The sequence below is a fragment of the Pseudoalteromonas shioyasakiensis genome (assembly GCF_019134595.1).
GTDB lineage: Bacteria > Pseudomonadota > Gammaproteobacteria > Enterobacterales > Alteromonadaceae > Pseudoalteromonas > Pseudoalteromonas shioyasakiensis_A.
The window spans coordinates 419,961-435,726 of the sequence record NZ_CP077771.1; the positions used below are offsets into that span (position 1 = coordinate 419,961).

Below are 15,766 nucleotides of genomic sequence, written 5' to 3' on the forward strand. Positions count from 1 at the left end.
GCTGGTCGCCTCTCGGTAAAATGCTGAAATTTCTGTAGCAAAAAATTGATTAATAACATCGCGTTTAGGGCGATTATTGCTGGTTAATAAACCTTGCGTGTGGCTCATAGGCTCTGTCATTCGATGCCACTTTTTGATCTGTGCGTATTCGGGTAGTTGCGCGTTTTGTGCCGTAATATGGGCAGCAAGTTCAGGGTCACTCATCGCTTGGTTTGCATAGATAAGCGCGGCTAAAAATGCCTGACCTTCGCCAATCACAACCGCTTGTTGTATCTGGCTGTGGCTAAGCAATAACGACTCTGGCCACTCTGCACTAATATTGCGACCAAAGCTGGTGATTAGCTGGTTTTTCAAGCGGCCTTGAATAACCAAGCGACCTGCTTGCTCAGTAACGAGATCGCCAGTTGCATACCAATCGTCAGCATTTTGTGCGGTTTGGCCTAAATAGCCCAAAAACAATGAGCCTTTGATATAAAGCTGGCCATTTTCAATTTTGTATTGAATGTGCTTAAGTACTCGCCCTGCGGTGTCGATATCATCATCATCGCGAGTGTTTAAGCTCACTACCGATGACGATTCAGACAAACCATAGCCTTGATAAACCGGTAAACCGAACTCACGGGCTTGCTTAATAAGCGCTTGGCTTACAACAGCACCACCTACTGCAATAAACTTTATGCTTTTAGGTGCTTGCCAACCTTGCTTTGCGAAAGCCACTAAGCAAGTCAGTAGTTCAGGCACTAAAATAAGGGTATTTGGCTCAGTGCGTTCAATTGCTGCTATTAATTTGTGTGGCTCAAGTAACTGCGCACCAGAAAAACCAAGCTCCGCTAAAGGCACTAAATTAACCGTGCCACCTGCTAATAACGGCGCATACACACCAGCTAAATTCTCAAGCAAAACCGGTAGCGGCAGCAAACACAAATGGTTTGGTTTTTCTAAATCAATGCTTTGATAAAGTGATGTTGCCACCTGCAATTGGCTTTCAAGCGATAAACACACGCCTTTTGGTGTGCCCGTTGAGCCAGACGTAAAGGTAATCTTTTGCGTGTTTGCAAAATAAGATACAGGCTGTGTATTACTCAATTGATAAACATATAAAGGGTAATGCTTACATACATCCACTAACGCCACTAATTTAGCATGCTCACCTTCATAAGCGCGGTCACAAACAAATAGCCCTGCTCCGCTATTTTGCAAACCAAACGCAACTTGCTGAGCCGTAAAAAATGTTGGTAGCGGAATTGCCACTCTTTTAAGTTCGCTAAGCGCAGCTTCTAATACACACCAAGCAGGTGTGTTATCTAATTGATAAGCCACACCTTGGGCATCAAATTCTGCCAAAGTAGGCAGTAAACGAGTCACTTGTTCAGTAAATTCTTGTTTAGTTAGTGAGCGCACACCATCGCTTTTGTGGCAAACCATTAAGGTATCGCTATCTTTATGTGGTAACTGTGTTAACCAACTCATAACGCCTCCAAAAATACAGCAAGCTCAAGCGATGACTGTAAACACTGCTGTTTGATATTGAATAAAACGGGGGTATTTAATACACGCTGATGCGCTTCGTTTAGGTCAACCACACAGATGGTTGGTTGGTTGTCGTAATAGCTACCCCAGCTTGCTGGATCTTGAAGTGCTTGTGCATTTGCAACACCGATTTCTTTGCAATTAACACCCAGCATTTTTAATAGCGCTCTCACTTTACGGGTTGCACAAAACACTAAATATTTTGCCCCTGCTTGATAGAGTGCTTCGTTCATTAAAACAAAATGTGCCAAGGTGGCTTTTCGATGCGTTGAGCATAAATTACCTAGCTCAAAAATGTGCTCACGCTTGGCACCGACAAAGTGCTCAATAGACGCAGGGAGGTATTGTTCAATAAACAAAGGTTGTGATGCAGAGCGAAGACCTAACGTACATACTTCATCATCAACATTAAGCTCACACAGTAGCGGCATGAACTGCGAAATTTTCGCGTCATAGGCTGCAGCAAAACCTTGCTTAATATTACGCTCAAGGCGGTCACGAAATTGGCCTCCTTCACGCGTGCAAACAAAGGCAGGCTCTTGAACTTGAGTTTGATGTGATTGTTGAACTGAAAGCATAATTGTTCGCTCCACTTAGGCTATGTGTAAAATTTATCGAGCGAAACTTAAATAAAACTTAAGAAAAATTAATTTTTATAAATATTTTTCAACCCTATGAAATTAAATAATTTTATTTTCATTAAAAACAAAAATGCCAGTCTGTTAGACTGGCATTTTAAAGCTTAAATTAACCTTAAACTTAGGTTACTTAACGATAGTCATCTCTTTAAGTAGGTTTTGAGCATTATCAACTTTATCCATCACCCACAGCATATATCGTGAATCAACGTGAATTGAGCGATTTAAGTTTTCATCGTAATCCCAATCACCAATAATGCTTTCGTAAACACCATCAAATAACAAACCAACTAGCTCAGCATTACCGTTTAATGTTGGAGAGCCTGAGTTACCACCTGTGGTATCTACATTAGATAAAAAGTTAACCGGAACCGTATTCATACCGCCGGTGTAATCACCATAAAGCTTTTGCTTAATTAACTCGTTTTGTTTCTCTGGTGAGTTGAATGGTTCAACGCCGGTGTTTTTAGCAAGTAGTCCTTCTAAAGATGTAAAGGGGGTTGCCACTAAGCCATCTTGCGGTGAATAGCCGCCTACCGTACCGTAAGTTACACGTAAGGTGCTGTTAGCATCAGCATAAACTGGCTTATTAAGTGCCTTGTTATAAGCGATGATTGCTTCCATTAATGCAGGGCGAGCAGCTTGCTGTTTACCAGCCAGTTCTTTTTTCGCATCTTCAATATCTTTTGTGACCGCAAAGATTGCATGCGCATACTGAATGAATGGATCGCTACTTTGCTTTAACTGAGCAAGGTCAAGATCTGTCATCCATAAACGTTTGCTTTCATCTGCAAGAACCGATTTAGCATACATATCATCAAGCAAAGCTTGTTGTTTTTGTTTATCAAAACCGTTTGTTAGACCCAGTGCTTTATCAACCTCTGCAACTCGCTCATTTTTAGGTAATGCAGCATATTGCTCAATAAAGTACAGTAAAATAGCTTTATCAACGGCTTCATCATAACGACGGCTCATGCTTTTTAAACGAGACTCGATACGTGGCATATCACGCTCTTGATAACCACTTTCGCGCTCAGCATCTGGCTTTTGTTTTTCGTAAGCTAAACGGTATAAACGTCGAGCAGTTGAGATCATTTGTGAGCGGTGTACGTAACCTAACATTCGGTCGCGCTGGTTATGCTCTTGCGACTGAGCAACTAGCGCAGATAAATCAGCAAGTACATGTCCGTATTTAGCTTTGCGTTTACTATCTTCATTGATCCACGCAGTGAGATCTTTTTCGAATTGTTGCTTACGGCTATACATTGACCCTTTGTTAAAGCTCTCAATCATTGAGCCATAGTTTTTAATGTAGTTGTTGTAACCCGCAATCGTGCTTTCATAAGCGATACGTGCCTCTGAACCTTCAGGCGCATTTTCTTCAATTAACGAGACATATTTAGAGTTATATTTACGCGCTAATGGGTAAGCTGTGTTAAACACGTAATCAACTTCAGGCGAAATACGGTAACGGTTTGTGCTGCCCGGATAACCGGTAACCATCACAAAATCGCCTTCTTGAACGCCTTTAGCGCTCACTTTTAAAAACGCATCACTTTGGTACGGCACGTTATCTTCTGAATATTCAGCAGGCTTGCCATCTTTGCCAACATACGCACGATAAAACGAGAAATCACCAGTGTGGCGCGGCCACATCCAGTTATCGATATCACCGCCGTATTTACCTACGCCCATAGCAGGTGCATACGCTAAACGCACATCTTTAATTTCTAGCGATTTAATGAGGTAATACTCAAGACCACCGTGGAAAGTATACACATTACAGCGGTAGCTCTTGTCTTGCTCACACTCACTAACAAGTGCTTTTTCATTTGCTTGAATAGCATCAAAACGTGCTTTACCAGTTAACTTTTCAGTCCCTTTATTTACTTTATCTGTAACGTCAGTTACTTGCTCTGTTACAAAAACACGAGAACCCGGTGCAGCTGGGACTTCTTCGCCGGTAGTTTTAGCTAAAAAGCCATTTTCTAAAATATTGTTCTCGGTGGTCGAGTTATATTGAATCGAACCATAGGCACAGTGATGATTTGTGACAACTAAGCCTTTTGGTGAAACAAACGAAGCTGTACAACCACCAAGGCTAATTACTGCGTTCATCGGGAACTCTGTTAATTTTGAAATTGACTCTACATCAATGCTCAAGCCTTTCGCTTTTAGGATAGATTCAAGCTCTGGTAGCTGGTGAGGTTGCCACATGCCTTCGTCGGCAACAGCAACATTTGCTACAGCGAGACCCACTGCAGCAGCAATAAATTTAAAACGCATAGTCGTCCTTTATATTTGTTATGTTTATCATTTTTAGCGCTCGTATCATTATCATTGTGCTAGCCAATAGCAATATTTTGCGACCGCTAATGTCAAAATTTGTAAACCATTTTAGGTTTATGAGCCTAATACTTAGACTCATGAGCTTAATATTTAGATTCATGAACCACGGCATTGTGGCCATGTAAGCTTTCTTGGTGTTCAACCTTAAACTGGTAATCAGCAATACTCGGCATGGTTTCGAAGCACTGCTTCAACCGCCTTGCTGCATCTTCGCAAAACAGTAAGTTTTTTGCGTTAAGGGCGGCAAATGCTTGTTCATCTTCACGTTTAACAGCGGTTTGTACTGGTGTGCCTATGGCTTGTTCACATACAGTGATAAAGCCACCAATATCTGGCAACTTCTCACTACTAAAAGTGACATCAATATACGCGTAAGAGCGCTGGCTATGAGGGGTTGCAATAGACCCCTGTTCACTTGCAAGCCAATTGAGTAAAGAGGCTTTATCTATATTCGCACCACTAAACTGCTTATCGACCGCTTCACTCAAAAGCTGCCTCGATAATGCCGCTGAACATGGGCAGGTGCTGCTGTAGGCAATATCGGCTTTTAAGTTAATGGCAAGCGTTTGCTGCTTTGTAATAGTTAAAACGACTGGGTAAGCATTGTAACCTGCATTGTCGCTAAGTAGCGCTGGTTTTAGCTTGGGTAAATCAAAATGCAGCACCAGTTTTGCGCCTTTACTTAAGCCTTTTTGTGATGCTAAAACGGCCCCCATAAACTCATTAACACGTTGAGTCGTTAAGCTTTGTTTAGCCAGTAGCTGATTAAGTAGTAAATAAAGACGTGACATATGAATGCCTTTTGCATCGCTATCAAGGCTAACGAACACATCAGCTTTGGCATTCAGGTGCACATCATCATGAGTTTGTGCAAGCTTCAAAGGCAATGCTATTTTTTCCATACCAACCCATTTTAAAGGTGACTGAAAATCTACATTAGAGTGCGAGGTAATATCGGGTAATTGCATATCAACTTCTTTTAACGATTGAATGTTAAGGCCATAGCGGCCTGTTTGTGCGGGGTTACGTGCTGCCCATCAAAGACACACTTACCATTAACAAAGGTATGTGTGATTCGGTTTGAAAAAGTGGTGCCATTAAATGGTGTCCATTGGCATAAATAATGTGTGTTTGTATGCTCAACGTGCTTTTCTGCGTTTGGGTCAACCAGAACTAAATCTGCAAAGTAGCCTTCTCGTATAAACCCTCGCTCTTCGATAGCAAATCGCTTAGCCACGTTATGCGCTGTTTTTTCAACAACTTGCTCAAGGCTTAACGCACCACGTTTTACCTGCTCAAGTAACGATAGTAATGCATGTTCAACTAAAGGGAGGCCTGCTGGTGCAGCGCTGTATTGTTGCTGCTTTTCTTGCCAAGTATGAGGGGCATGATCGGTGGCAATAATATCAATGCGACCATCACGCACTGCTGCGAGTAGCGCTTGGCGATCTTGCTCTGATTTTATGGCGGGGTTGCATTTAATTAGATTGCCATAGTTTGCGTAATCGTCTTGGTTAAACCACAAATGATGTACGCAAGCTTCGGCGGTTATGTGCTTTTGCTCTATGGGTGCGTTACTAAATAGTTCTAGCTCTTTTGCTGTTGTTAGGTGTAAAACATGCAACTGCGAGCCATAGCGTTTTGCCAGCGACACGGCATACGATGAAGATGCATAACACGCCAACTCATCACGAATTAACGGGTGATGCTCTATTTGTAACTCGCCATAACGTTTTTCTAAACGGCGCTGATTTTGTTGAATAACCTCCCCTTGCTCGCAATGGGTGGCAATGAGTACTGGGCTTTCCCGAAAAATGGCTTCAAGGGCATGAGGGTGTTCAACCAGTAAATCGCCTGTTGATGCTCCCATAAACACTTTAACGCCGCATACATTTTTGACATCAAGGGCTTTAATTTCATCAAGGTTGTCTGGGGTTGCGCCAAAGTAAAACGCATAATTCGCAGCGCTCGTTTGCGCTGCTATCGCGTATTTATCAGCAAGTGCTTTTGCCGTGGTAGTCGAAGGTGAGACATTAGGCATTTCCATAAAGCTTGTAATGCCACCGGCCACTGCTGCGGCGGATTCACTGGCGATCGTGCCTTTGTGGGTTAAACCTGGCTCTCTAAAATGAACTTGATCGTCGATCATGCCTGGTAATAGCAACAGGCCGCTTGCATCAATTACCTTATCATTGGCCTTAGCGCTAATACCTTTGGAAATTTCAGCGATTCGATTGCCCACAATTCGTACATCGTTTATTTCGCGCTGTCCTTCATTAACAACGCAGGCGTGTTTGATTATGATAGCCATATGACTCCTTGCTTATTCAGCAACATTTGCAACTTATCGTAAAAAAATGCACTCCATGGCAAGATTGATTGCAGACTAAACTGTTACAATATAACATAACACAAAGTTTTTATTTGGACACTGTTATGAGTCAAAAAGATCAATTGGGTCGGGCTATTTAAGCTGTAAAGTTATAAGTGGCTTTCCGATCTTAGAGAATTTTAACGGCTTATCGCAGCCAATAATCACCTTATCGCAACGTATGAGGTCAATTGTAATAAGACACAGTATGCTGGGCTCATTGATCACATGGTGATACCTGCCTCATATAAGTGCTTTTTTAGCATCTTTTTGTAACCCGTTTTAACCGCTATGCAAATCAAGAGCTTATAAAACGTATGTGCAAGGTTATATCGACACAATTTAATTTTAAAAATGACAAGAGAAAAACTATGAAACACCTAATCGCAACCGCGATCAGTTCTGCGCTGTTACTTACAGCCTGTTCAGAACCGCAAACAACAACATCAACGCCTAAATCAGAGCAATCAGCCCCTGTTGCTGCAAATGAGCAAGCTAACCCACTGTTTGTGAAAAGCGTATTACAATACGAAACGCCTGATTTCAGTGCGATTAAAGATGAACATTTCATGCCGGCATTTAATAAAGGCATGTCTGAGCAAATGGCTGAAGTGCAAGCTATTATCAACAACCCAGCAAAGCCTGATTTTGCTAATACGATTGTTGCGCTTGAAAAAAGTGGTGAGCTATTAACACGCACACGCAGCATTTTTTATAACCTAGCAGGTACTGATTCAAATCCGGCTCGTCGTGAATTACAAAAAGAGTTAGCGCCAAAACTAGCGGCTCATAGCGACAACATTTTCTTAAATAAAGCACTTTTTGAGAAAGTAGCGGCTATTCACAGCGAAGCTGACAGCCTTGCCTTAACTGCTGAAGAAAAGCGTTTATTAGACGTTTACTACAAACGTTTTGTGCGTGCTGGTGCAAAATTAAGTGCAGAGCAAAAACAACAAATTCGTGATATCAATACGAAGCACTCGAGCTTAACAACTCAGTTCTCACAAAACTTATTAGCGCTTACTAAAACAAATGTTGTTTTAGTGGATGACAAAGCAGAGCTTGAAGGCGTACCAGCAGGTCAAATTGAGCAGCTTGCCAATGCCGCTGCAGAAGCAGGTCACCCTGGCAAATATCTAATTAAGATCACAAACACCACGCGTCAGCCTATTCTGGCAACACTGAAAAACCGCGATTTACGTGAAAAAGTATGGCGTGCATCGGCTGAGCGTGCATTATCGGGCGAAAATAGTAACCGTGATATCGTGGCAGAACTTGCTCACTTACGTGCTCAAAAAGCAAAACTATTAGGTTACGACAGCTGGGCTGATTTTGGTTTAGAGTCGCAAATGGCGAAAAAACCACAAGCTGTATTTGATATGTTTGCCAGCATGATCCCTGCATTAATGCAGAACGTCAACGCAGAAGCGGCGGCTATTCAAGCTAAGATTGATGAGTCAGGTGAGCAGTTCAAATTACAGCCATGGGATTGGTTATTCTACGCAGAGCAGGTACGTAAAGATAAATACAATCTTGATGAAAATGCAGTGAAAGAATATTTCGAGTTCAACCGTGTTCTTGAAGACGGCGTATTCTTCACCATGAACCGTTTATACGGCATCACCTTTAAACCTCGTAATGATATTCCGGTTTACCACCCTGATGTAAAAGCCTATGAGTTATTTGATGAAAATGGAAAGAGCTTAGCCATTTTCTTTGCTGACTACTTCGCTCGTGAAGGTAAGCGTGGCGGAGCATGGATGAGCTCATTCGTTAAACAATCAGGCCTTAAAGAACAAAAGCCGGTTGTCGTAAACGTTATGAACATTCAAAAAGGCGCGAATGGTGAACCTACGCTTATCAGCTATGATGAAGCAACAACAATTTTCCACGAGCTAGGTCATGGCTTGCACGGTATGTTCTCAAACGTGAAGTACCCTACTCTATCTGGCACCTCAGTATCACGCGACTTCGTTGAGTTCCCATCAACATTTGAAGAAGATTGGGCAATGTATCCTGAAGTTATCGCTAACTATGCAAAACACCATAAAACTGGCGAGCCAATTCCTGATGAACTACTGAAAAAAGTAATTCAATCACGTAGCTTCAACCAAGGTTTTGATACCCTAGAGTACGTTGCAGCTGCATTACTTGATATGGAATGGCATTCACTTTCTGCTGATGCACCATTACAAGACATTGAAAAATTTGAGCAACAAGCGCTTGCTAAACATGGTGTTGATGTACCATTTGTACCACCACGTTATAAGTCAGCCTTCTTCTCACACTCAATGGGCGGCGGTTACTCAGCGGGTTACTATGCTTATATGTGGAGTGAAATTTTAGCGGCAGACGCCTTTGCTTTTGTTCAAGAGCAAGGTGGTTTAACTCGCCAAATGGGTGATAAATACCGCAAAGAAATTTTAGAAGTCGGTAACTCGCGTGACCTAATGGAATCGTACAAAGCATTCCGTGGCCAAGAGCCAGACACCTCAGCGCTATTAAAACGCCGCGGCCTAAAAGCAACGGTTCAATAGCGTGTATTGAACTTTGAGCCCTAAGCTGTAAGTCAGAAATGTGGGGTTATCGAGTATTGATAACCCCATAACGATAGTAAAAGGAGCTGTCAGCCGTCAGACGCGCGAAACAAGTTTCACGCCTACTTGTAGCAGCGGGTTTATCCCGCGTCATCAGACGCTAAGCTCTAGGATGCGATGTTAAATCGCTGCTACCTCGCATCTCGAAACTCGTAACTTTCCCCTTGTAACTTGCTAGCTTGAAACCCGCTAACTTTATCTCCCTCTATTGCAAAAACACCAAATACCGCTAAACTAATCATTAAATATCTAATGATTATAAAAGTAATCAATATGCGTTCTGAACAAGCTGCAAAAATGGCACAAAAGCTGGGAGATTTGATTCGTCAGCACCGAACTCTTCATTATACGCAAAGTACATTTGCGAAAATGATTGGGGTATCACGTTCGACTGTACAAAAGTTAGAGCAAGGTGATGTTGTGAAAAGCGACATTCTTTTTGAAGCGCTGGTTGTACTTAACTTACAGGGATCGCTTCTTGACGAAATAAATGAATTAGCAGCCGACGTAGGTGGCTACAATGCGCGCCAACGCAAACGAAATTCATCACAGGAAATCAATGATGACTTCTGAGTGCTATGTATTTATAGATGGTTTAGAAGAAAAACCCGTTATTTGTGGTTACTTTAAATTAGATAATCAATCAGGTCGAGGTGAGTTCAACTATGGTAAGAGCTATTTAGCCCGAAGCGATGCCTTTGCTCTAGATCCAATACATCTGCCATTAAAATCGGGGATTTTCAGTTACAGCGCAAACAGAGGTGTATTTGGCGTATTGAGTGATGCAGGAGCTGACTCGTGGGGCCGTAAGTTAATTCTTTCGCTTCATACTACAAAACCCAAAAACGAGTTAGAGTTTTTATTAGCTGGGTCTGGGTATGGCGTAGGAGCGCTTGTTTTTAGCCTCTCGCGAAGTGCCTCAAAACATAAAACTAACAAGAACACTTTGTCTGATTTAGCCTTGCTAGATCAAGCTAAAGATGACTTACTGGCGAATAAAACAATTTCTGATGAAGCTAAGAAAGCATTTGAGTTTGGCCAAAGCATGGGGGGAGCTAGACCAAAGACCTCTATCCAAATTGACAACAAGCTCTACTTAGCAAAATTCAATCGCCAAGATGACTTATTCAATTTAGTCAGAGCCGAGCATGCTGCAATGAAAATGGCGGAACAGCTTGGTATTCGAACGGCTCCTACCTTTATTCATAAAACACATACCGGTGATGTGCTACTTGTTGAGCGATTTGATGTAAGTAATGGTTTACCAACACAGCACTTTTTAAGTGCGAATAGCTTACTGCAAAAACCCAAAGTTGCTATGAGTGACCTTTCAAGTGACTATTCATATGGTCAATTAGCTGAATTCATTAGGCATCAAACAATGCAAAATGCAGGTGATGCTGAAGAGTTGTTTAAGAGAATGGTGTTCAATGCGTATATTGGTAATACAGATGATCACACTCGCAATCATGCATTCCTATATTCATTTTCACAAAAAAATTGGCGATTAAGTCCAGCCTATGACATCACTCCAATCAACAACTCAAAACAACATGGTCTTGGCTTTGGTGATGATGGCCGTTATGCAAGTAAAAGCAATTTTTTATCTCAGGCTAAGCGATTTGGATTAGCAAATTCAGCAGCAAAAAATATCATTAAAGAGATTGAAGAATATTGCAAAGATTGGCCGACTCACTTTAAACATTTTGCAGACGTTAGTGATGAAGATATCACCCGTTTAAAAGGTGTAATTCCTGAAATAAATGAAGAGTAATAGCGCGAAACAAGTTTCACGCCTACAAAAAGGTTCTAGGGCGCGATGTAAAATCTGCTACCTTGTATCTCGTACCTTGTATCTCGCACCTTGTATCTCGTACCTTGTATCTCGTACCTTGTATCTCGTACCTTGTATCTCGTACCTTGTATCTCGTACCTTGTATCTCGTACCTTGTATCTCGTACCTTGTATCTCGTACCTTATATCTCGTACCTTGTATCTCGTACCTTGTATCTCGTACCTTGTATCTCGTACCTTGTATCTCGTACCTTGTATCTCGTACCTTGTATCTCGTACCTTGTATCTCGCACCTCGAAACTCACTAACTTAAAACAAAAAAGCCCTTACAGCGAGCTGTAAGGGCTTTGTTATCACTATTTAAAAGTCTTATTTGCGTTTACGGCGACGGCCGATAAGCGCTAATGGTGCAAGTAGTAGTGTTAAGAAACCAAAGCTACCGTTGCTAGATTTAGTTACTTTCTTCTCTTCTACTGGCTCAGCTTCGTTAGTTACGGCAACTGTGAACTGCTCAGATACAGAGTCTGTACCATCGCTCACTGTTACTTCAAATACTAACTCGTCATCGCTTGAGATAGCACCTGGCGTGAAGCCTAGAGTCGCAGTGTCAGCACCAGTCATTGTTGCTGTTGTGCCGCTTAGTTGCGTCCACGTGTAGCTTAGCGTGTCATCACTATTACGGTCTGACGCTGTTGCCGTTAATGTGCCTGAAGCAGACTCAGAAACAGACTCATCACCCGATACAGAAAGTAATGGTAGTGCGTTATCACATGCTAATGCATCACCAGCAATCACGTTTGAGAAGATTGGTGACGTTACATTGCTAACAGTTACGTTATCAATCCACCAACCGAACTCACGTACTGCACTGTCTGATGACATACGGAAACGTAATTTTGCACGGTTACCGTTTAGTTCAGTACCGAAACGAATTGTTTCGTAGTTACCATAAACACCGTTTCCATCAACATTGTTACCTGTGAAGGTATCGCGATCTTGTAGTGCTTGCGCATCATTTTCGATTAGTGGGCCATCATAACCAACATCAAATGTACCGCCCATTTCAGTAACATCTACCCAGTTACCACCGTTCACGCTGATCTCTACAACACCACCATCCCACTCGTTTTCGATTAGGTAGAAGTGCCAGAATGAAACTTCAAAATCACCAGCAAAACCGATATCAAACTCTCTTGATTCAACCGCAACGTCAGACTGGAAGTCATTGTTGTTTAGGTACATGGTTTGCTCGCCAAGACCGAAGCCAAAGCTGTTGAAGAAGTTAACATTACCGCCAGTTGCCATACTTTGCGTGCCAACAGCTAAGTCATCACCCGTCATTACGTTTTCTTTCCAATCACGTAATGAAGCACCTGCTACTTCCATATCGTCAGCAGTTTGTGAGCTAACAGGAGCTTTATCTTCAAAGTCCATGTTCACAAGGTAAGATACTGTATCGCTTGCTGCTTCAACAATTTCGTCATCTGCAGAAAGCTCTGGGAATGACACTTCGATTTCAAGTGCATCAGCAGTGCCTGCATCATTTAGTGTAAACGTGATAGGCGCGCTTGTTTGTGAAGAGTAAGGAGTTGTATCGTCAAATGTGATTAAGCCATCATTTTCGAACGTTACATCGTGACCACTAACAACAGTTAATTGTGCTTGTGTACCCGTTAGCACTTCACTACCTGTGTTCATGATGCTAACTGTTAATGTGCCTGTTTCGCCTTTATCTAGCACGTTATCGTTTGAACAATAACCTAGTTCTGCACCGTTGTAGGTTGCATTCATTGCCACATCTTTCAATGTGAAGCTAGCAAGTTTCATTTTGTCTGATTCAACAACACCTGTTAAATCTGTGCTGAAACGCTCTGGTGCTTCAGCACCTAGGCCCATACCACGCTTAGCAAATGCACCTAAGATTAGTTTGTAATCTTCTGGGTCAACTGCGTACGCTGCAGCTAATATAGCATCACGTGCTTCTGTATATAGCGGAGCAACTGGAGTTAGCTTGTAACCAGCAACTAAGTAGTTAGCCATGCGGTTTTGCGCGTCTTCAAAGCCGTGCTCGTTGATAAGTGCTACATAGCTTTCCCAAAGCATAGTTGCCCAAATTTCACCTGCTGCGTGTGGTGAACCAACATTAGTTGGAGCAATACCTACATCAGCACCTTCATTTTCAGTAATGTGGCGGAAAGACAGCGGGTTTACTTCCATATTGGTTGAATATGGAACACGACGAATACCATAGTAGAAATCTTCTACGAATGTACCGCTACCGTAGGCTTTTTGGAACTTGTCGTTACCTGGGATGTTAATATCATCAGCTTTAGCAATGAACATTAGTGAGTGGAAATCACCCCAACCTTCGCCCATCGCACGGCCTTGGAAGTTGATAAGACCTGATGAGTTACCCACTAAACGGTTACTGATATAGTGACCCCATTCGTGAGCAATAATACCGTTATCTAGCGTACCGTCTTTTAACGTTGCTTTGTTGAACATATTAACAGTTACAGTGTCGCCTGCAGCAATACCATCGTAAAGTGCGTGACCGTCAGCATAGTTCAGACCCATGTTAGGAATGATAACTGCATCGTCTTCACCGCCCATTGGCGCTGGTTCATCTGTATCTGGGTTGTTGTTTACAACGATAGCACCAATTGCACCTGCTTCTTGAGCGTAAAGTACTTTTGCTGTGAAGTTACAAGAACCACGATCGACTAGCGCAATTTTGCCAGCCAGTTCAGCTGCATTTGTTGCAGGTTCACAACCGTCTGTTACGCTGCCAGAATCTACGTCATTGCCGTCAACTAAACGAACAACTTCGCCTGCGATATCAGCAAATTGCATTTGACCAAAGCCAGATACTTTAGAAGACTCAAGTAGACCAATTGTTTCATCTGATGTTACAACCACACCGAAATCTACACCCACTTTCGCATCTTTCGAGTTGTATAAGTACATTTGCATGCGTGGGCTTGCACCGTCAGCAGGTGTTGCCATATTCGCGTTATTTAAACCGCTATTATCTTGCGCTTGCGCTTCGATTGGGTCACCTTCTACACCACCACGGCCGTAGTTTGATACTTGCGCAACATTTGATGTTTCGTCAAAGCCATGGTCATAGAAGAAATCGTGTAAGAAGTTGTTCATGTAGAACAAGTTAACGATCGCCGCTTTACGGTTGTCGTAGCTGTTTGCTACTTGATCAACTTGGTAAGGGTAATCGAATGTGTAATCTGATGTAGTTTCAGCAGTGAAGTCACCTTCAGTGTAACCTTGTGGTGCAATTACATCAGCATAAGCAAATACGTTGTTACCTGATGTTGTTGTAGCGTCATCAGCAAGCCACGGATCCATCGTGCTTAACTTTTTGTAGTAAGACAAGCTTACAAGTGGTGCATCTAGGATTTCAGTTTCATCAGTTTGATCTGGGCCATCAGCTGGGATCACGTCTCCGTGTGGGCCTTCCCACGGGTAACCATCTTCGTCAGCCCATACACGGTAGTTAAAGTCTGCCGCGTGTGCTTTTAAGTCTTTCTTGAAATAAACTTTGCTGTTTTGCGCGCCAATAACGTAGCTGAAGTAATCGCTTTCTAGGCTGTTTTTATCAGCAACTTCTACTTCAACATAGTATGCAGATTGCAGCTCACCCGCTACTTCAAAGAATACTTTCTTAGCACGTGGCTGACCTAATACAACTTTGTCACCACTTTGGTTAGACACAGTGTACTTAACATATTCACCTTGCTCAGTTGATTTAGTTAGCGACACATTGATATCAGCAAGCTCTTTAATTGCACGTTTAATGCTTTGCTCAGCACCAACAAACTCAGCAAGTGGCGCGAACGACTGCGTTGCATTTGAACTTGTGTTAGCGAAATAACCAGAACCAGCAACGAGGTTATATTCTTTATCCATGATCAGGTTGTATTCACGGTTGAATACTTCAATGTCATGAACTTTTTGCTTGTATTTAGCTGTGATTGAGCCAAGCTTTTGCTCAGATAAATCTGCTAATACTGCGCTTGATACACCTTTTTTAGCGGTGCTAACACCTGTTAAGGCATTTAAATAAAAATCTGCAGCGTAAGCATTACGTTGCTCAGGAAGCACCATTGCCATATCAGGCTTCGCTTGACCTACTGCATTCCATAGGAAAGTAGCTTTACCTAATTGCGCATCGAAAATAGATTTGTGACCCGATACAGTGCGACGCTCAGCCAATGCACGTTGCTGAGATACTTGAGGATTAAATTGTACTTGAGAGCTAACGCTTGAAGCATTATAAAAGCGAGTTTGTTCACTTGCCTGTACTTGAGTTGATGCCAAGATAGCCGTTACCATAGTAGCAACTGCTGTTACTTTGAATTGAGACATTCCTTACGTTCCCTATTGTTATATTTTTATTTTCGGTTAACAATCATAACCAAGCCCAATGTACCCAATACAGCAATTAAAAAACAGAATTAATTGTAAACAAA

The 15,766-nt window shown here is 42.2% G+C and carries 8 protein-coding genes and 1 pseudogene; 3 read left to right on the plus strand and 6 right to left on the minus strand.

Annotated features, from left to right (window positions below):
• Positions 1-12: 12 nt before the first annotated feature.
• From KQP93_RS19340 to KQP93_RS19360, 5 genes and pseudogenes are all read right to left on the minus strand, one after another.
• Positions 13-1,470 (minus strand): annotated as a pseudogene (locus KQP93_RS19340) (AMP-binding protein); the annotation flags it as partial.
• Entirely contained in the window at positions 1,467-2,108 is a 642-nt protein-coding gene (locus tag KQP93_RS19345; protein WP_217877437.1) for a thermostable hemolysin, read from the minus strand. The pseudogene KQP93_RS19340 and the gene KQP93_RS19345, both read right to left, overlap by 4 nt.
• A 186-nt stretch (positions 2,109-2,294) precedes the next feature.
• Entirely contained in the window at positions 2,295-4,454 is a 2,160-nt protein-coding gene (locus KQP93_RS19350; RefSeq protein WP_217877438.1) for a S46 family peptidase, read from the minus strand.
• A gap of 146 nt (positions 4,455-4,600) precedes the next feature.
• Positions 4,601-5,485: a GTP cyclohydrolase FolE2 gene (folE2, locus tag KQP93_RS19355; protein WP_217877439.1), complete on the minus strand. Its 885-nt coding sequence runs from the start codon at positions 5,483-5,485 to the stop codon at positions 4,601-4,603.
• 11 nt (positions 5,486-5,496) lie between these two features.
• On the minus strand, positions 5,497-6,828 hold the full coding sequence (locus KQP93_RS19360) for a dihydroorotase (RefSeq protein WP_217877440.1): 1,332 nt from the start codon (positions 6,826-6,828) through the stop codon (positions 5,497-5,499).
• 431 nt (positions 6,829-7,259) lie between these two features.
• Here KQP93_RS19360 and KQP93_RS19365 point away from each other — a divergent pair, with 431 nt between their 5' ends.
• The 3 genes from KQP93_RS19365 to KQP93_RS19375 all read left to right on the plus strand — a co-directional run bounded on the left by KQP93_RS19365 (position 7,260) and on the right by KQP93_RS19375 (position 11,259).
• Entirely contained in the window at positions 7,260-9,425 is a 2,166-nt protein-coding gene (locus tag KQP93_RS19365; protein ID WP_217877441.1) for a M3 family metallopeptidase, read from the plus strand.
• 333 nt (positions 9,426-9,758) lie between these two features.
• A complete protein-coding gene (locus KQP93_RS19370) occupies positions 9,759-10,058 on the plus strand; it encodes a helix-turn-helix transcriptional regulator (RefSeq protein ID WP_217877442.1) in 300 nt (99 codons plus the stop codon).
• Complete coding sequence (locus KQP93_RS19375; RefSeq protein WP_217877472.1) at positions 10,048-11,259, plus strand: type II toxin-antitoxin system HipA family toxin; 1,212 nt, start codon at positions 10,048-10,050, stop codon at positions 11,257-11,259. Before KQP93_RS19370 ends, KQP93_RS19375 begins: the two co-directional genes overlap by 11 nt.
• 389 nt (positions 11,260-11,648) lie before the next feature.
• Here KQP93_RS19375 and KQP93_RS19380 read toward each other — a convergent pair whose 3' ends face one another.
• Positions 11,649-15,662 (minus strand): rhombosortase-dependent M36 family metallopeptidase, encoded by a 4,014-nt coding sequence (locus KQP93_RS19380; RefSeq protein WP_217877443.1) that lies wholly within the window; start codon positions 15,660-15,662, stop codon positions 11,649-11,651.
• Positions 15,663-15,766 lie beyond the last annotated feature (104 nt).